Below are 17,789 nucleotides of genomic sequence, written 5' to 3'. Positions count from 1 at the left end.
AATTATATGGGACTTCACCGGCTCTCGACAACCCGGGCGAAGACCAGCACGTCGACCTGGGCCGCCTTGGCGCGGAGCAGGGCCCGCGCGCAGGCATCCAGTGTCGCACCTGAGGTCAGGACGTCGTCGATCAGGACGACCCGCCGGCCCTGGATTTCGGCCTGACGGTCGGGGGATACCTGGAATGCGCCCTGCACATTGGTGGCGCGCTGGGCCCGCGACAGGCCGATCTGCTGCTCGGTCGCGCGCACCCGGCGCAGCACCTCGCCTCGCACTTTAATCCCGCTCTGCCGTTCGATGACACGCGCGAGCGCTCCAGACTGATTATAGCGGCGGCGCCAGGCCCGCCGCCAATGCAGGGGCACCGGCACCAGCATGTCGGCGCCAGCGAGCAACTCGCCGCCCGCGCGCGCCATCCAGCGACCCATGGCCGGCGCCAGATCGGTGCGATCCTGGTATTTCAGCGCATGCACCAGCGTGCGGGCGACATCGTCATAGCGCACCGCTGCGCGCGCCCGCATGTAGGCCGGTGGGCTCGCGATCGCCTCCATCGACAGCATGTCGGGGCCGGGGTCGTAGACAAAGGGGATGCCGAGCCGCGGGCAATAGGGCCGTTCGATGAACGACAGCTTTGCCCAGCATGCTGCGCAAACGCCCTCGCCGTCGACCGGCTCGCGGCAGGACACGCACATCGTCGGCAGCGCGATGTCGAGCGCGAGCCGTGCCGCGCGCGTCAGGACATGGCGGCCAGCCGTCCACGCGGCACGCAACGGTGCGGCAATGGAGCGGGTGGGGGCGGCGTCGGCTTCCATAGGGCGAGGCTAGCGCCGCAAACAGCGGATTGCCAGAACCGTGGCGATCGGCGTAACCAGACCGCATGGCCCAGACCCCGCAAACCCCGCCCGCTTTGTTCGATCGCGCTTTGCTGCACGCGCGGCGGCGGCGCGCGCAGGCGCAGGGCGAGGTGACATTCCTGCTCGATCGTGTCGCCGAGGACATGTCCGATCGGCTGGCCGCGGTGATGCGCGAGTTTCAGGCGCCGGCTGATCTCTGGACGCCAGGTGAAGGGCTTGCTGGGCTGCGTGCGCGGCTTCCTTCCATCGAGCGGATCGCGCTCGATGCAGCGGGTGCCGAGAAACTGCCGTTCGCACCGGAAAGTCTCGACCTCGTCGTGTCCGCGCTAGCGCTGCAATTCGTCAACGATCTGCCGGGCGTGCTGGCGCAAATCCGTCGTGCGCTGAAGCCCGACGGTCTGCTGCTCGCCGCGATGATCGGCGGCGATAGCCTGACCGAACTGCGGCAGGCCTTTGCCGCGGCGGAAGCCGAATGCGAGGGCGGCGTGTCGCCGCGCGTCGCGCCGTTCGCTGATCTGCGCGACGTCGGCGCGCTGTTGCAGCGCGCGGGCTTTGCGCTGCCGGTGACCGACGTCGATCGCGTCGTGGTGCGCTATTCCAATGCGTTCGCGCTGATGCAGGATCTCCGCCGCATGGGCGCGGCCAATGTACTGATTGAACGGCGCCGTACGCCGAGCCGGCGTGCGACGATGTTGCGCATGGCCGAGATCTATGCCGGGCGCTTTGCCGATGCCGACGGCCGCATCCGCGCGACGTTTGACATCATCTGGCTGTCCGGCTGGGCGCCACACGCGAGTCAGCAGCAGCCGTTGAAGCCGGGTTCGGCGAAAGCGAGCCTCGCGGAGGCGGTGAAGAAGGCGGGGAAGACGTAGACTCTCTCCGTCATGGCCGGGCATAGCCGTCCGAAGGACGGCGTCGCTTCCGCTCGCCTATGTCCCGGCCATCCACGTCTTTCAACTCGGCGCCAAGATCGTGGATGCCCGGGACAAGCCCGGGCATGACGGCTGAGTGCGTGGCGACCACCCAACTCACATCAGCAAATCAATCAAATGCGGGATCAGCGGAATATCTGCCGGCGGCATCGGGTAGTCGCGCAGCTTATTGGCGCGGACCCAGGCGAGGTTTTGGCCTTCGCGGCCCGCCACCTGCCCCTCCCAGCGCCGGCAGATGTAGAGCGGCATCAACAGGTGGAAGGTCTCGTAGCCGTAGCTGGCAAAGGTCAGCGGGGCCAGGCACGGCTCGGCGACCGTGATGCCAAGCTCCTCGTGAAGCTCGCGGATCAGGCTCTGCTCCGGCCGTTCGCCGGGCTCGAGTTTGCCGCCGGGAAATTCCCAGAGGCCGGCCAGCGTCTTGCCCTCGGGGCGCTGCGCGATCAGGACGCGCTTGTCGGCGTCGACCAGCGCGCAGGCCACCACCAGAGTCAGTTTGAGATCAGCCATAAATGATGTCGCTCGCTGAAGATCGTCCGCAATGGTTTGTTAACCTCGTTGCGGGCCGCGTTTCTACGGTCTCCATAAGTCATATTTAATCGACTGTTCCTAGAGTGGAACCGCATCACCACTCCGGGCCCAAACCCATGCGCGCTGCGTTTCGTATCTTTTCGCGTCGATTTGCCCGCGACCAGCGCGGCAATGTCGCGGTGATCTTCGCACTCTGCTGCGTCCCCCTGATCACGTTCGTCGGCTGCGCGGTCGATTACTCCCGCGCGACGCAGGTCCGATCCAAGCTGCAAGCCGCGGCCGACGCGGCCAGCGTCGGCGCGATCGCCAAGGCCTCGCCGGCCTTTGCGGCGGCGGGTACGATGACGTCGGATGGTTCGATTTCCGTTGGCGTCACCGACGCCAAGAACATCTTTGATGCCAATCGCGCCAATCTGACCGGCTATACGCTCGACAGTGTCACCCCGACCGTCGTCAAGAGCGGCTCGACGGTCAACTCGACCGTCTCGTTCACCGCCACCATCAACACCATGTTTCTCGGCCTGATCGGCAAGACAGCGCTGACCATGAGCGGCACGTCGACGTCAACGGCCAACATGCCGCTCTACGTCGATTTCTATCTCCTGCTGGACAATTCGCCGTCGATGGGGGTGGCAGCGACACCGACCGACATCACGAATATGCAGGCAAAGACGGGTGGATGCGCATTCGCGTGTCACGACACCTCCAAGAGCGCCGGCACGAGCAACTACGACATAGCCAAGGCAAATGGCATCACGACCCGAATCGACGTGGTGCGCCAGGCGAGCGCGAACTTGATGGACACAGCCCAGAACACGCAGACCTACACGAACCAGTTCAGAATGGCGATCTACGACTTCGGCGCTGCGTCAGCAACGATCGGATTGAGAAGTCTGTTCTCGCTCTCGTCGAGCCTGACGTCCGCCAAGACCGCGGCGGGAAGCATCGATCTGATGGCGGTCGCCGGTCAGAATGATTCGTATACGGCCGACAAAGACACGCCTTTCACGACTATTTTTCCTGCGATCAATAGCGCAATCGCCTCGCCGGGAACCGGCACATCCGCGTCACCGCTGAAATATCTGTTTTTTGTATCCGATGGCGTCGCCGACGAAACCAACTCGAGCACGACGATGTGCAGCGTATCGTCCGCTTCGTATCCTCTTTACACGCCAACGAACCGCTGTCAGTCGCCGATCAATCCGGCGCTCTGCACGACGATCAAGAATCGCGGCATCAAGATCGCGGTGCTGTACACGACATATCAACCCCCTACTGACAACTGGTACAACACATGGATATCGCCCTTCAACGCCGGGACGTGGGGGCCGTCTCCGAACAGCAAGATCGCGCAGAACATGCAGAGCTGCGCTTCGCCGGGATTTTATTTCGAGGTCAGTCCGACGCAAGGCATCTCGGACGCGATGAACGCGCTGTTCAAGAAGGCCGTCGCGGACGCGCGGATCTCGGGCTGATTTGCTCACCTCTCCCCGCTTGCGGGGAGAGGTCGGATCGCCCTTGCGATCCGGGTGAGGGGGTACAGGTCCCACGACAATCTCGCCCGTGGAGAGAAGCCCCTCAGCTCAACCCTCTCAGGGCGAGCGTAGCTTGTCCCGGCCCCGTATAAGAACGGGGCGAGGGAGATGAGCCTACGACCTGTAATCCCCGTTGATCGCCACATACTCCTTCGTCAGGTCGCAGGTCAGCACGCGGTCGCGGCCCTTGCCTAGGCCGAGCGAGACCTTGATCGCGATCTCCGGCGCCTTCATCGCTTCCGACACCTGCGCCTCGTCATAGGACGGATCGCGCGCGCCGCTCTTGGCGACGCGGATGCCGTTGAAGGAGATCGAGAGCTTGTCGCGGTCGGCCGGCTCGCCGGCCTTGCCGACCGCCATCACCACGCGGCCCCAATTGGCGTCTTCGCCGGCGATCGCGGTCTTCACCAACGGCGAATTGGCAATCGACATCGCGATCTTGCGCGCCGAGGCCTTGGTCTTGGCGCCCTCGACGGTGATCTCGACCAGCTTGCGTGCGCCTTCGCCGTCGCGTGCCACTTGCTCCGAGAGATTGGCGAGCACCTGGTTGAAGGCTTTGACGAAGGCCTTCAACCTGGGATCGCTGGCGCGGCTGATCTTTGGCGCGCCGTGTTCCGCGGCAGCGCCGGTCGCGAAGGCGAGCAGCGTGTCCGACGTCGACGTGTCGCCGTCGATCGTCACCGCATTAAAGGTGTCCTCGACGCCGGCCTTGAGCAGCGCCTGCAGCGCGGCAGGCGCGATCGGCGCGTCGGTGAAGATGAAGGACAGCATCGTCGCCATGTCGGGCGCGATCATGCCGGCGCCCTTGGCCATGCCGTTGATGGTGACCTTGGCCTTGCCGAGCTTGACGGTCGCGGTCGCGACCTTCGGGAAGGTGTCGGTGGTCATGATCGCCTTGGCCGCGGCGAGATAGTCGCCGGGCTCAGTGCTCTCGGCGAGGCGGCCGAGCACGCCGTCGAACTTGGTCGCATCCAGCGGCTCGCCGATCACGCCGGTCGAGGCCAGGAAGATTTCACCCTCGCTGCAGCCGACGGCCTTGGCCGCGATCTTGGCGGTCAGCGCGGTGGAGCTGCGGCCGGTCTTGCCGGTGAAGGCGTTGGCATTGCCGGAATTGACGACCAGCGCGCGCGCCTTGCCACCTTTCAGCTTGGCGCGGCACCATTCCACCGGCGCGGAGGGGCACTTCGACTTGGTGAAGACGCCGGCGACCGCGGTGCCCTTGTCCATCACCGCCAACAGCACGTCGGTGCGGTTCTTGTAGCGGATGCCGGCCTCGGCGGTCGCAAGACGAATGCCCGCGATCACGGGCATGTCGGGAACGTTTTTAGGGGCGAGGGGAGAGACGGAGGAGGACATCGGAGGGCGCGCCTTGGTGAGGTCTGGATATGCAGATGCCCGGCCCCTGTTAGCGAAGACACGCTTCGCACTTAGGGCCGGGCATCACGAAGGCTTAGATACTCTTCACGTCACCGAAGTGACAGTGAATTCTTACTTCTTTGCGGGCGGCGCCATCTTGCTGTCGGAGGGCTTCGCCGCATCGGCGGGCTTCGCGTCCGCCGCCGGCTGGTCCAACCGCTCGACCTTGGCTTCGGCGCGCAGCTTGGCAACGTAGTCGGCCTGGGCCTTGCGGGTGACGTACTGCTCGATCTGGGCCTTGACCTGCTCGAAATCCGGCGCCTTGCGACTGCGCTTTTCCTCGACCTTGATGATGTGCCAGCCGAACTGCGACTTCACGGGGTCGGAGATCTTGCCCGGCTCCAGCGCAAACGCCACGGCCGAGAATTCCGGCACCATCTGCTCCTTGGTGAAGAAGCCGAGATCGCCGCCATCGGCGGAGCCCGGGTCCTTGGACTTCTTCTTGGCGAGCTCGGCGAAATCGGCTCCCTTGTCGAGTTCGGCCTTCACCGCCTTGGCCTCGTCCTCGGTCTCGACCAGGATGTGGCGGGCGCGCACCTCCTGCTCGCCGGTGATCTGCTTGGAGGCCTCCTCATAGACCTTCTTCATCGCGTCCGGAGTGGTTGCGGCCTTGCCTTCCTGGGCCAGCAAATTGTCCATCAGCAGGCGGTTGCGGGCGAACGCCAGGCGCTTCTTGAACTCCTCGCTGTCGGCGACCTTCTTGTCCTCGGCGGCCTTGCCGACGATCTTCATGTCGATCAGGAACGACAGGACATTCTCGTCCTTGGTCGCCGGGTCCATCTGGGCGAGGCTCGGTCCGAGTTCCTCCTCGGCCATGGCGACGTCGCTCTTCTTGATTTCAACGCCATTGACCTTCGCCAGGACCGGATCGTCGGCAGCCCGGCCGGGACCCGCGATCAGCGCCAGCGCAAGGCAGCCCACGAGGGCGGTGGCGAGGCCGAAGCGCAGGCCGGTTTTGGTTACCGGGAACGAGGTGGTCATGGAAAATCCTTTTGTTGAAGCAGGGGGCTGCTCGAAGCGGGCGGACACTCGCCCAATTCAGGGGGGCTTGGCAACGCGAAAAGTCTGTCAATTTGATGAATTAGCCGCAATGCGGCCGCCGTTGACAAGGCCCTGACCGGGCCATATCTCTGCCCGGTCGCGTCCATGGCGATGGCGTTTATTTTGCTGCGTTTTTGGCCGTTGAACCCAGACTGGCTCAATTCCCACCCATATGGCGGATGACCCCCGCAGTCCGGGCTCTGACGCCATCAGGCGTCACGGTGAGTTGATAGGCAGGCGGGTGACAACCTCTTGGCTGCAATGCGGTTGAATCGCGAACACAGGAACTAGGCATGATCGGCGCGCTCGCCCGCAAGTTTTTCGGCTCCGCCAACGACCGGCGGGTGAAGGGATATCAGTCCCGCGTCAACGCGATCAACGCGCTGGAGCCCGAGATCGTCAAGCTCTCCGACGACGAGCTCAAGGCCCGCACCGCCGAGTTCAAGAAGCAGCTCGCCGAGGGCAAGACGCTCGACGACCTCCTGGTTCCCGCCTTCGCTACCGTGCGCGAGGCCGCCAAGCGCACTCTCGGCCAGCGCCATTTCGACGTCCAGCTGATCGGCGGCATCGTGCTGCATGAGGGCGACATCGCGGAGATGAAGACCGGCGAAGGCAAGACGCTGGTCGCAACGCTTGCGGTCTATCTCAACGCGCTCGCCGGCAAGGGCGTCCACGTCGTCACCGTCAACGACTACCTCGCCCGCCGCGACTCCGGCTGGATGGGCCAGATCTACGGCTTCCTCGGGCTGACCACCGGCGTGATCGTCCACGGCCTCGACGATGCCGAGCGCAAGGCCGCCTATGCCTGCGACATCACCTACGGCACCAACAACGAATACGGCTTCGACTATCTGCGCGACAACATGAAGTACCGGCTCGAGGACATGGTCCAGCGGCCGCACTTCTACGCCATCGTCGACGAGGTCGACTCCATCCTGATCGACGAAGCGCGCACGCCGCTAATCATTTCCGGCCCGCTCGACGACCGCTCCGACTTCTACAACACCATCGACGGCTTCCTGCCCAAGCTCGACAAGGCCGACTACGACGTCGACGAGAAGCAGCGCACGGTGACGTTGACTGAAGGCGGCATGGAGAAGATCGAGACGCTGCTGCGCGACGCCGGCCAGCTCAAGGGCGAGTCGCTCTACGACGTCGAGAACGTCTCCATCGTGCACCATATCAACCAGGCGCTGCGCGCCCACACGCTGTTCACCCGCGACAAGGACTACATCGTCCGCGACGATGAGGTCGTCATCATCGACGAGTTCACGGGACGCATGATGGCCGGCCGGCGCTATTCGGAAGGCCTGCACCAGGCGCTGGAAGCCAAGGAGCACGTCACTGTCCAGCCCGAGAACCAGACGCTGGCCTCGATCACCTTCCAGAACTACTTCCGCATGTACGAGAAGCTCGCCGGCATGACCGGTACGGCGCTGACCGAAGCCGACGAATTGTTCGACATCTACAAGCTCGAGGTCGTGGAAATCCCGACCAATCTGTCGGTCGCTCGTCTGGACGAGGACGACGAGGTCTATCGCACCCAGAACGAGAAATACGCCGCGATCCTGGCCGAGATCGAGCGCGCCAATGCGCGGCTGCAGCCAGTGCTGGTCGGCACCGCCTCGATCGAAAAATCGGAAGTGATTGCCGAATATCTGAAGAAGCACGGCTACCGGCAGATCGATTTCGGCAACGAGAATTCGATGCAGAAGCTTTATGCCGCCGCCCGCGCCGGCAAGCCGGCAAAGCTGTTCGCGGTGCTGAACGCGCGTTTCCACGAGCAGGAAGCCTATATCGTCGCCGAAGCCGGCGTGCCCGGCGCGATCACGATCGCCACCAACATGGCCGGCCGCGGTACCGACATCAAGCTCGGCGGCTCGCTCGAGATGCGCATCCAGCAGGAGACTGCTGACATCACCGACGAGGCCGAGAAGGCGAAGAAGATCGAGCAGATCAAGGCCGACATCGAGCACTTCCGCGAGATCGTGCTGAAGGCCGAGGAAGAGGTCGAGATCGAGCCGGCGAAGGGTAGCAAGCCCGCCAAGACCGTGAAGAAGCCCGGCGGCCTCTACATCATGGGCTCCGAGCGCCACGAATCCCGCCGCATCGACAACCAGCTGCGCGGTCGTTCCGGCCGTCAGGGCGACCCCGGCCGCTCAAAATTCTTCCTGTCGCTGGAAGACGATCTGATGCGCATCTTCGGCTCGGATCGCCTCGACAGCATGCTGCAGCGTCTCGGCCTGCAAGAGGGCGAGGCGATCATCCATCCCTGGATCAACAAGGCGCTCGAGAAGGCGCAGCAGAAGGTCGAGGCGCGCAACTTCGACATCCGCAAGAACCTGCTCAAGTTCGACAACGTCCAGAACGACCAGCGCAAGGTGATCTTCGACCAGCGCGTCGACCTGATGAAGGACGACAGCGTCGCCGAGACCGTCGCCGACATGCGCCACGCCTTCATCGACGACCTCGTCGCCAAGCACGTGCCCGAGCATGCCTATGCCGAGCAGTGGGACGTCGCCGGCCTGAAGGAAGAGCTCAAGCGCGTGCTCGATCTCGACCTGCCGGTCGACGACTGGGCCAAGGAAGAGGGCATCGCTGACGAGGAGCTGCTCACGCGCATCGAGACCAAGGCCGACGAGCACATGGCGGCCAAGGTCGCGCAATGGGGCCCCGACGTGATGCGTTACGTCGAGAAGACCATTTTGCTCCAGACGCTCGACCATCTCTGGCGCGAGCATCTGATCATGCTCGACCATCTGCGCCAGGTGATCGGCCTGCGCGGTTACGGCCAGCGCGATCCCTTGCAGGAGTATAAGACCGAAGCCTTCAATCTCTTCCAGGAGATGAGCGCGCATCTGCGCGAGGCGGTCACGGCGCAGCTGATGCGCGTCGAGATCGTCCCGCCGGAACAGGAAGCTCCCGTCCTGCCGCAGATGGAAGCGCACAAGTTCGACCCGAACACCGGCGAAGACGAAATGGCCATCGCCAACGTTTCACTGGCCCCGCAGGCGACCGACGCGGCGCTGCGCGATCCGAAGAACCCGGCAAGCTGGGGCAAAATCGGCCGCAACGAGGACTGCCCGTGCGGCTCGGGCAAGAAGTACAAGCACTGCCACGGGCGGTATGCGTAGGGCTTACGTGTTTGTGAGGCGCAACACCGGCGCCTCACTCTCCTCTGTCGTCGCCCGGCTTGACCGGGCGACCCAGTACGCCGCAGCCTCTCGGCTCCATCACATCAGTCTCTGGAATACTGGATCGCCCGATTAAAATCGGGCGATGACAGTTGTGCGTGTGGCGCGAAGCTCTCCACGTCTTCGTCGGGCTGGCTGCGTCGCAACTCCCGCGATACGCCGCCACTCAATTCGAGCTGTCGATCAAGCTCTCCAGCAGCCGCTTCAATTCGCTGGTCGACTTGTCGCCGTAGCTCTCCAGGATGTGCTCCTCCTGGTCCACCGCGAGCGAGTTGAGCTTCTTGCACAGCACCTTGCCGCGGTCGGAGATGAACATCAGCACCTTGCGGCGGTCGTTCGGGTCCTGCACGCGATAGACCAGCGTGTCGGAGACCATGCGGTCGATCATCTTGGTCAGCGTCGGATGATTGAGCAGCACCGCATCCGCGAGTTCGCCCATCGAATGGCCGTCGCCATCCGACAGCACCTTCAGGATGCGCCATTGCTCGACGGGAACGCCTTCCTTGCTCAAGCGCAGTTCCAGCTGCCGGTTGATCTCCCGGTTGGCTTGCGCGAGCAGATAAGCGAGATGTTCGGTGATCGGGGTGTTCGGTTTTGCCACGGCTAAGACTTCGTCTTGACCCAAATGAGTGAATGTCTTGCAATCGATGCTGCATCTATATGCACTTCAATTCTTGAATATTCAATATTTTCAAAATAGGATGATTGCACAACAAAAGGGCGGATGCCGCGGCCGCCTGCTCAATGTGCTTTCAGGTCTGGTGCCAGACAGGAGTTGGCGTGCGCGCGACGGTGAACTTCCCGGCTCACGGCGGCCCGGCGTTGCCGCCGTCCTTGCTGTTCAGGAATCTGTCGTCGTCGGCGGCTGACTTCGACCTGTCTCCGGTCGATTCCAATTTCATGAAGCGCCGCGGCGCGCGCAACAAGCTCCGCATCGGCAATTTCCTCACCTTCACCGGCTCGCCCGGGATATGGGGCCCGACCTCCACCAACAGTGCGATGCTGGCGGTGGCCGAGATCAACAAGCGTGGCGGCATTTTGGGTCGCGAGCTCGAATTGTCGATCTACGATTCCGGCGGCCCGATCGACGAAGTGGTGCGGCGCGCCGAGCAGGCGATCGGCTTCGACGAGGTCGATCTCATCATGGGCTCGCATATCAGCGCGGTCCGTGTTGCGCTGCGCAAGGTCACCGGCAACCGCATCCCCTACATCTACACGCCGGTCTATGAAGGCGGCGAGCGCACCCCCGGCGTGATGGCGATCGGCGAGACGCCGCGCGGGTCGAGCCGGCCGGCGATCCACTGGCTCGCGGACGTCAAGAAAGCGGCGCGCTGGTACCTGATCGGCAGCGATTACGTGTGGCCGTGGCAGTCGCATCGCTCAGTGAAGCGCTACATCAAGGAAGCGGGCGGCCAGGTGGTCGGCGAAGAGTTCGTTCCCGTCGGCGAGGACAATCACGAGCCGCATCTGGCGCGCATCCGTGCCGCCAAGCCGGATGTTGTGCTGATCTCGCTGATTGGTACCGATAGCATCACCTTCAACCGCGCCTTCGCGGAAGCCGGCCTCGCCACCTCGACGCTACGGCTTGCGGGTGCGATGGACGAGACCGTGCTGCTCGGCATCGGCGCCGACAACACCGAGAATCTGTTCTGCGCCTCCGGCTATTTCAACTGCATGGTCTCGCAGGCCAATGACGAGTTCCTCAGCGGCTACCAGGGGATGTTCGGCCCGCACGCACCGCCGGTCGGGTCGGTCGGCCAATCGAACTATGAGGGACTGCGGTTCCTGGAGTCCGTGGCCAATCGCGCCGGCTCGCTGGCCTTTCGGCCGCTGCTCAAGGCCGCGCGCAACACTGTCTACTCGGCGGGCCGCGGTCCGGTGACCCTTCGCGATGGCCGCGCCGAGATGCCGATGTATCTTGCCGAGGCGGATGGCCTCGACTTCAAGCTGATCAAGCAGCTCTGAGCCTCCGTCCGGATCCGTAGTAGCCATGTCATGAAATAATACTTGAAAAGGAAAATATTTCCGTCTGTAATATCGACGCGAAGCCGGTTGGCCCGCGCCGTGCAGGCGCGAACCACGCGGCTTTCGTCCAATGCCAAGGATCAGCCAAGCATCAAGAAGCCTTTGAGGAGAGCGCCGTGACAGTTGTCCTTCCCACGCCAGCCCAACTACGCAGCGTCGCCGACCAGTGCGGCCTCGCGCTGACCGATGAAGACGTCGCCTCGTTCCGCGGCCTGATGCAGGGCTCGATCGAGGCCTACAATCTCGTCGGCGCGATGCCGGACGAGGTGCCGGAGGTGAAATATCCGCGCACGCCGGGCTATCGGCCCTCTCCGGAAGAGAACCCGCGCAACGCCTGGTATCGTAAATCGACCGTGAAGGGCGCCGCCAGCGGCAAGCTCAAGGGCAAGACCGTCGCGCTGAAGGACAACATCATGCTCGCCGGCGTTCCCATGATGAACGGCTCGGCGACGCTGGAGGGTTACGTCCCCGATTTCGACGCCACCATCGTCACGCGCATGCTCGATGCCGGCGCCGAGATCGCCGGAAAAGTGCATTGCGAATCCTTCTGCATGTCCGGCGGCAGCCACACCGGCGCGGTCGGCGCCGTGCACAATCCCCACAAGATGGGCTATTCGGCCGGCGGCTCGTCGTCGGGCAGCGGTGTCGTCGTAGCCCTCGGTGAGGTCGACATGGCGATCGGCGGCGACCAGGGCGGCTCGATCCGCATGCCGTCCTCGTTCTGCGGCACCTATGGCATGAAGCCAACCTGGGGCCTCGTGCCCTACACCGGCATCATGCCGATCGAGGTGTTCGTCGATCACACCGGCCCGATGACGGCGACGGTCGCGGACAACGCGCTGCTGCTCGAAGTGCTCGCTGGTGACGACGGCTACGATCCGCGCATCAAGGCACCGAAGGTTGAGGAATACACCAAGGCGCTCGGCCAGGGCGTCAAGGGCATGAAGATCGGCATCTTGAAGGAAGGCTTTGAGCAGGCGAACGCGGAGGCGGCCGTCAACGAAAGCGTGCGCGAGGCCGCAAAACGTTTCAAGGATCTGGGCGCAACGGTCGAGATCGTCTCGATCCCGATGCACCTCATGGGACCCGCGATCTGGACCCCGATCGGCACCGAGGGCATGACCCAGACCATGATGTACGGTGACGGCTATGGCCTGAGCCGGTCCGACCTCTATTCGACCACGCTGATGGATTTCCATCGCGGCTGGCGCCGGCAAGCGGACTCGCTGTCCGAGACCACAAAACTGTTCCTGCTGCTCGGCACCTACGTCAACAACAATTTCGGTCCCCGTTATTACGGCAAGGCGCTCAACATCTCGCGACGCCTGACTGCGGCCTACGACAAGGCTTTCAATGACTACGATCTGCTGCTGCTGCCGACGACGCCGATGAAAGCGACCAAGCTGCCGGAGCCGACCGCGAGCCGTGAAGACTACGTCGCCCGCGCGCTGGAGATGATCTCCAACACCGCGCCGTTCGACATCACCCATCATCCGGCGATGTCGCTGCCGTGCGGCATGGTCGACGGCCTGCCGGTCGGCCTGATGCTGGTCGGCCGCATGTTCGAGGAATCCACCATCTACCGCGCCGCCCATGCCTTCGAGCAGATCGGCGACTGGAAGAAGATGTGAGAGGGACGTTGGTGCAGGCGGGGTGGATCGCAACGTATGGCTAACGCATTCGTCGCGGCGTTCGAGATTCTGAGCTTCGGTGCGATCATCGTCCTGATCGTGCTGGGGCTCGGGATCATCGCCAGCATGATGGGCATCTTCAACTTCGCGCAGGGCGAGTTCGTCCTGCTCGGGGCCTACATCACCTATCTCGCCTACGCCAAGGGCATGCCGATCTGGACCGGCATGGTCGCGGCGCCCTTCGTGGTCGGCGCGCTCGGCTTCGTGCTGGAGGCGCTGATCATCCGGCGCTTCTACGCCGCGCCCATCGTTGCCATGCTCGGCACCTATGCACTCGGCCTCATCATCCGCGAATCCGTGCGCGGCCTGATCGGCGGCTTCTATCTCACCGTGCCCGAACCGGTCGGCGGCTCGATCGACATCGGCGCGATGCACATCTCCGCTTGGCGCTTCACCATCATCGTCATCACGCTTTTGGTGATGGCCGGCTGTTATCTCTTGCTGTCGCGCACGAGTTTTGGCCTGCGCATGCGCGCCACGCTGGAGAACCCGTCGCTGGCGCGCGCCTCCGGCATTTCCACGCCCTTGATGTACGGCGCCACGTTCGCGTTCGGCTCCGCGCTCGCCGGCCTTGCCGGTGCGCTGATCGTGCCGGTGTTCAGCCTCTACGCCGATCTCGGTCTGCGCTTCCTGATCCAGGGCTTTGTCGCGGTGATGGTCGGAGGCGTCGGCTCCTTCATCGGGCCGGTCGCGGGCGCCGGCGTCATCGGAACGCTCAGCGCCGCGCTGCCATGGGTGATGGCGCCTGTTGTCGCCGACGTCCTCGTCTTCGTTCTCGCCATTGTCTTCATCAAATTCCGCCCGCAGGGCCTCATCGCTGGAAAAGGGGTTTAGTCACATGTTCGATCGTCAGCTCTCGCGCCGCCGCTTTCTGTCCAATTTCGCCTTTGCGTCCGGTGCGGTCGCGACCGGCGTCGGCAGCTGGGTGATCCCGGCGCCCTGGGCCAATGCGGCCGAGGCTCCGATCAAGGTCGGCATCGCGACCGACCTCACCGGTCCGATCGCCTATGCCGGTACGGCGGACGCCAATGTCGCCAAGATGCTGGTCAAGCAGATGAACGATGCCGGTGGCCTGCTCGGCCGTCCGCTCGAGCTCTATATCGAGGACACCGCTTCGAACGAATCCGTCGCCGTCGGCAACGTCCGAAAACTGATCCAGCGCGACAAGGTCGACATGGTGCTCGGCGGCATCACCTCGTCGATGCGCAACGCAATCAAGGATCCGATCGTGGCGCGCGGCAAGACGCTCTACATCTATCCGCAGCTCTACGAAGGCAAGGAGTGCACGCCGTATCTGTTCTGCACCGGGCCGACCCCGGCGCAGCAGTGTGACGAATTCATTCCCTGGCTGATTAAGAACGGCGGCAAGAAGTTCGCACTGCCCAGCGCCAACTATGTCTGGCCGCACACGCTCAACGTCTACGCCCGCAAGGTGATCGAGGCGAACGGCGGCGAGGTCGTGTTCGAGGAATACTATCCACTCGACCAGGTCGATTTCTCGGCGACCGTCAACCGCATCATCTCCAACAAGGTCGATGTCGTCTTCAACACCGTCATCCCGCCCGGCGTCGGCCCGTTCTTCAAGCAGCTCTATGAAGCTGGCTTCCTCAAGAACGGCGGCCGTCTGGCTTGCGTCTACTATGACGAGAACACGCTCAACATCAATCAGGCCGCCGAGATCGAGGGGCTCGCGAGCTGTCTCGACTATTTCAAGGTGCTGACCAAGGAGGATGCGTTCAACGCAAAAATCCAGGCGGCCTATGAGAAAGACTTCCCCGGCAACTTCCTGTTCGCCGCCGGCAGTGCCGCGACCGGCACTTATCGCGGCCTGAAGTTGTGGGAAGCGGCGGTCAAGGAAGCCGGCAAGGTCGATCGCGACTCGGTCGCCGCCGCGCTCGACCACGCCAAGATCGCGGAAGGCCCGGGCGGACCGGCCGAGATGGTGCCGGGCAAGCGACACTGCAAGATGAAGATGTACACCGCGGTCGCCAAGGGTGGGAACTACGAGATCGTCGGACGCAGCAACGGCCTCGTCGACCCCAAGGAATGCTGAGGCGGATGCCGAAGTCCATGAGTGTGGTAAGAGAGGCCATCGTCGCTGACGCGAGCGGCGAAGCGGACGAGGCGATGGCTGAAGGCACAGCGGCGGGACAAGGCCGAGCAGGACGAAAAGTCCTGCCGATCGTGGAGGGCGTCGTGCTCGTCGCGGCGCTGCTCGCGCCGCTGGTGCTGCAGGACTACCTCACGGTGTTCGCGACGCGCGTGATCATCCTCGCGCTGTTCGCGCTGTCGTTCGATCTGGTCTGGGGCTATGCCGGCATCATGAGCTTTGGCCAGGCCCTGTTCTTCGGCTCGGCCGGCTATGGCGTGGCGCTGCTCGCGCGCGACCTCGACATCACGAACATCTTCCTGGTGCTGCCGGCGGGCACGCTGATCGGCCTCACCTTCGCGCTGCTGCTCGGCGGCTTCCTGCTGCTGGGACGGCATCCCTCCAGCGTGATCTTCGTCTCGCTGGGCACGCTCACCGGCTCCTACGCCGCCGATCGCCTCGCGCGCGGCTGGTACTATCTCGGCGGTCAGAACGGCATCCCCTCGATCGCGCCGATGACGGTGGGGGGTTACGAATTCACGGAAGGGCCGGCGTTCTATTATCTCGTGCTCGGTATTCTCACGGTCGTCTATCTGCTCTGCCGCTTCCTGGTGCGCTCGCAATTCGGCCTCGCGCTCGCCGGCCTGCGCGAGAACGAGCAGCGCATCGCCTTCTTCGGCTACAAGGTGCAGCACCTCAAGGCGATCATCTTCGCGATCGGCGGCGCCGTCGCGGGGCTCGCCGGCAGCCTCTATGCCTTCCACGAAGGTTTTGTCTGGCCCAACATGGTCGGCGTCGTGGTCTCGACCCAGGTCGTGCTCTATGTGCTGTTCGGCGGCTCCGGCACGCTGGTCGGTGCCGTGATCGGCGCGGTCATCGTCGAGGGCGTCAGCTTCTGGCTCTCGGACAATTATCGCGACATCTGGCCGATCATTCTGGGCTTGCTGCTGCTGCTCGTGATCCTGTTCCGCCCGCTCGGCCTGATCAGTTTTGTGCTTGGCGAGCGCGAGCGAGTTGGCAGCTTCGGCGCCAAGGCCAAGAAGAACATCAAGGAGAAGCGCAATGCTCCTTGAAGCCGCCGGCATCAAAAAAATCTTCGGCAAACTCACGGCGCTCGACGGCGCCGCACTCACCGTCGGCGAGAACGAGTTTCACGGCCTGATCGGCCCCAACGGTTCCGGCAAGAGCACGCTGATGAAGTGCATCGCGGGGGCCGAAGTGCCGACGCAAGGAAAAGTCTCGTTCATCAACACCGACATCACCGCGTTCACGCCGACCGAGCGTGCGCGGGCCGGCATGAGCCTGAAATTCCAGATCACATCCGTGCTGCCGTCGCTGACGCTCTACGACAACATCCTGCTCGCGCTGCAGGCGCAATCCTCGCTGTTCGATCTCGTGTTCTCGCGCACCCGCGGCGCATTGCACGATCAGGTCATGACCATGCTGACGCAGTTTCGCCTCGCCGACCGCGCCTTCGATGCGGCGGCCGCGCTGTCGCATGGCCAGCAGCAATGGCTGGAGATCGCGATGGCGCTCGCCGGCAAGCCAAGACTGTTGCTGCTGGACGAGCCGACCGGCGGCATGAGCCTGGAGGAGCGCCGTGTCACCGGCGAGCTGCTCCAGCCGATCAAGCAGCATTGCTCGCTCGTCATCGTCGAGCACGACCTCGATTTCATTCGCGACATCTGCGATCGCCTGACCGTGCTCGACCAGGGCAAGGTGCTGGCATCAGGCACGGTGTCCGAGATCCAGGCCAACAAATCCGTCCAGGAGATCTATCTGCGCCGTGCCTGAATTTTTGGACATCAAGCATCTCGACGCCGGCTATGGCCGCAGCCAGGTCCTGTTCGACGTCACGCTCGGCATCCCCTGGCGCGGCGGCGTCGCCGTGCTCGGGCGCAACGGGGCCGGCAAGACCACGCTGATGAAGACCATCGTCGGCGAGCTGCCGGCATGGAAGGGCGAACTCGCCTTCGACGGCCGCGACATCAGCCGCCGCGCCACCCAGGAGCGCGTCCGCGCCGGCATCGGCTACGTCCCGCAGGAGCATTCAGTGTTTGCGCGCCTCTCCGTGCGCGACAATCTCGCCGTCGGCTCGCTCACCAACAAGGATGCCAATGCGGTCGACCGCGTGCTGGCCATCTTCCCAAAACTCGGCCAGCGCCTCGACCAGCCCGCCGGCACGCTCTCGGGCGGCGAACGCAAGATGCTAGCGATCGGCCGCGCCATGCTGGGCGATCCGAAGCTGCTGTTGCTGGACGAGCCGACCGAAGGCGTCTGGATCGGCGTCATCGAGGAGATCACCGAACGCCTGATCGAGCTTGCGAAGGAGATTGCCGTCATCATCGTCGAGCAGCACCTCGACCTCGCGCTCCGCGTCGCCGACTACGCCTATGTGCTGGACCGCGGAAGGGTCGCGCTGCAGGGGCAGGCGGGGGACGTGCGGGGCAATCCGGAGCTGCTGCGGTATCTGGCGCCGTAGGG

The 17,789-nt window shown here is 64.0% G+C and carries 15 protein-coding genes; 10 read left to right on the top strand and 5 right to left on the bottom strand.

The genetic code is table 11. From position 1 onward, the window contains the following. Positions 1–14 precede the first annotated feature (14 nt). Complete coding sequence (locus B5V03_RS30115; RefSeq protein WP_129274019.1) at positions 15–812, bottom strand: ComF family protein; 798 nt, start codon at positions 810–812, stop codon at positions 15–17. 65 nt (positions 813–877) lie between these two features. Here B5V03_RS30115 and B5V03_RS30110 point away from each other — a divergent pair, with 65 nt between their 5' ends. After that, positions 878–1,726, top strand: a complete 849-nt coding sequence (locus B5V03_RS30110; RefSeq protein WP_129274018.1) for a methyltransferase domain-containing protein — start codon at positions 878–880, stop codon at positions 1,724–1,726. A 156-nt stretch (positions 1,727–1,882) separates the two neighbouring features. Here B5V03_RS30110 and mutT read toward each other — a convergent pair whose 3' ends face one another. After that, positions 1,883–2,293 (bottom strand): 8-oxo-dGTP diphosphatase MutT, encoded by a 411-nt coding sequence (gene mutT / locus B5V03_RS30100; protein ID WP_129274016.1) that lies wholly within the window; start codon positions 2,291–2,293, stop codon positions 1,883–1,885. A 137-nt stretch (positions 2,294–2,430) separates the two neighbouring features. Between mutT and B5V03_RS30095 the strand changes: the two genes are divergently transcribed. Next, the gene (locus B5V03_RS30095) at positions 2,431–3,789 is read left to right on the top strand and encodes a TadE/TadG family type IV pilus assembly protein (protein ID WP_129274015.1); all 1,359 of its coding nucleotides are present in this window, start codon (positions 2,431–2,433) and stop codon (positions 3,787–3,789) included. A gap of 174 nt (positions 3,790–3,963) precedes the next feature. Here B5V03_RS30095 and argJ read toward each other — a convergent pair whose 3' ends face one another. Together argJ and B5V03_RS30085 are read right to left on the bottom strand one after the other, a co-directional pair. Continuing rightward, a complete protein-coding gene (argJ, locus tag B5V03_RS30090; RefSeq protein WP_129274014.1) occupies positions 3,964–5,205 on the bottom strand; it encodes a bifunctional glutamate N-acetyltransferase/amino-acid acetyltransferase ArgJ in 1,242 nt (413 codons plus the stop codon). A 132-nt stretch (positions 5,206–5,337) separates the two neighbouring features. Further along, positions 5,338–6,246, bottom strand: coding sequence for a peptidylprolyl isomerase (locus B5V03_RS30085; protein ID WP_164988383.1), 909 nt, complete (start codon positions 6,244–6,246; stop codon positions 5,338–5,340). Positions 6,247–6,599: 353 nt separating this feature from the next. Here B5V03_RS30085 and secA point away from each other — a divergent pair, with 353 nt between their 5' ends. Then, positions 6,600–9,440: a preprotein translocase subunit SecA gene (secA, locus tag B5V03_RS30080; protein WP_129274012.1), complete on the top strand. Its 2,841-nt coding sequence runs from the start codon at positions 6,600–6,602 to the stop codon at positions 9,438–9,440. A gap of 226 nt (positions 9,441–9,666) precedes the next feature. On the opposite strand, the gene B5V03_RS30075 is transcribed toward secA, so the two are convergent. Then, a complete protein-coding gene (locus tag B5V03_RS30075) occupies positions 9,667–10,101 on the bottom strand; it encodes a MarR family winged helix-turn-helix transcriptional regulator (protein WP_129274011.1) in 435 nt (144 codons plus the stop codon). A 179-nt stretch (positions 10,102–10,280) separates the two neighbouring features. Between B5V03_RS30075 and B5V03_RS30070 the strand changes: the two genes are divergently transcribed. From B5V03_RS30070 to B5V03_RS30040, 7 genes are all read left to right on the top strand, one after another. Further along, on the top strand, positions 10,281–11,465 hold the full coding sequence (locus B5V03_RS30070; protein ID WP_164988382.1) for a substrate-binding domain-containing protein: 1,185 nt from the start codon (positions 10,281–10,283) through the stop codon (positions 11,463–11,465). A gap of 176 nt (positions 11,466–11,641) precedes the next feature. Continuing rightward, positions 11,642–13,156: an amidase gene (locus B5V03_RS30065; protein ID WP_129274009.1), complete on the top strand. Its 1,515-nt coding sequence runs from the start codon at positions 11,642–11,644 to the stop codon at positions 13,154–13,156. A gap of 36 nt (positions 13,157–13,192) precedes the next feature. Beyond that, the gene (locus tag B5V03_RS30060; protein ID WP_129274008.1) at positions 13,193–14,050 is read left to right on the top strand and encodes a branched-chain amino acid ABC transporter permease; all 858 of its coding nucleotides are present in this window, start codon (positions 13,193–13,195) and stop codon (positions 14,048–14,050) included. A 4-nt stretch (positions 14,051–14,054) separates the two neighbouring features. Further along, complete coding sequence (locus B5V03_RS30055; RefSeq protein WP_129274007.1) at positions 14,055–15,269, top strand: substrate-binding protein; 1,215 nt, start codon at positions 14,055–14,057, stop codon at positions 15,267–15,269. Between the two features lie 5 nt (positions 15,270–15,274). Then, positions 15,275–16,378, top strand: coding sequence for a branched-chain amino acid ABC transporter permease (locus tag B5V03_RS30050; protein WP_129274006.1), 1,104 nt, complete (start codon positions 15,275–15,277; stop codon positions 16,376–16,378). Beyond that, positions 16,368–17,099 carry an ABC transporter ATP-binding protein gene (locus tag B5V03_RS30045; protein ID WP_129274005.1) on the top strand — a complete coding sequence of 244 codons (732 nt, stop codon included), beginning with the start codon at positions 16,368–16,370 and terminating at the stop codon, positions 17,097–17,099. Before B5V03_RS30050 ends, B5V03_RS30045 begins: the two co-directional genes overlap by 11 nt. Next, the gene (locus B5V03_RS30040) at positions 17,092–17,787 is read left to right on the top strand and encodes a branched-chain amino acid ABC transporter ATP-binding protein (protein WP_129274004.1); all 696 of its coding nucleotides are present in this window, start codon (positions 17,092–17,094) and stop codon (positions 17,785–17,787) included. The genes B5V03_RS30045 and B5V03_RS30040 overlap by 8 nt, the downstream gene beginning before the upstream one ends. The last annotated feature ends 2 nt before the right edge of the window (positions 17,788–17,789 follow it).

The sequence above is a fragment of the Bradyrhizobium betae genome (assembly GCF_004123905.1).
GTDB classification, from domain to species: Bacteria; Pseudomonadota; Alphaproteobacteria; order Rhizobiales; family Xanthobacteraceae; genus Bradyrhizobium; species Bradyrhizobium betae_A.
This window is presented reverse-complemented; position numbering and strand designations above follow the sequence as displayed.

Coding starts and splice junctions, on each gene's coding strand:
- B5V03_RS30115 (WP_129274019.1), bottom strand. CDS start 812: ATGGAAGCCGACGCCGCCCCCACCCGCTCCATTGCCGCACCGTTGCGT.
- secA (WP_129274012.1), top strand. CDS start 6,600: ATGATCGGCGCGCTCGCCCGCAAGTTTTTCGGCTCCGCCAACGACCGG.
- B5V03_RS30085 (WP_164988383.1), bottom strand. CDS start 6,246: ATGACCACCTCGTTCCCGGTAACCAAAACCGGCCTGCGCTTCGGCCTC.
- B5V03_RS30110 (WP_129274018.1), top strand. CDS start 878: ATGGCCCAGACCCCGCAAACCCCGCCCGCTTTGTTCGATCGCGCTTTG.
- B5V03_RS30095 (WP_129274015.1), top strand. CDS start 2,431: ATGCGCGCTGCGTTTCGTATCTTTTCGCGTCGATTTGCCCGCGACCAG.
- argJ (WP_129274014.1), bottom strand. CDS start 5,205: ATGTCCTCCTCCGTCTCTCCCCTCGCCCCTAAAAACGTTCCCGACATG.
- B5V03_RS30050 (WP_129274006.1), top strand. CDS start 15,275: ATGCCGAAGTCCATGAGTGTGGTAAGAGAGGCCATCGTCGCTGACGCG.
- B5V03_RS30055 (WP_129274007.1), top strand. CDS start 14,055: ATGTTCGATCGTCAGCTCTCGCGCCGCCGCTTTCTGTCCAATTTCGCC.
- B5V03_RS30045 (WP_129274005.1), top strand. CDS start 16,368: ATGCTCCTTGAAGCCGCCGGCATCAAAAAAATCTTCGGCAAACTCACG.
- B5V03_RS30060 (WP_129274008.1), top strand. CDS start 13,193: ATGGCTAACGCATTCGTCGCGGCGTTCGAGATTCTGAGCTTCGGTGCG.
- mutT (WP_129274016.1), bottom strand. CDS start 2,293: ATGGCTGATCTCAAACTGACTCTGGTGGTGGCCTGCGCGCTGGTCGAC.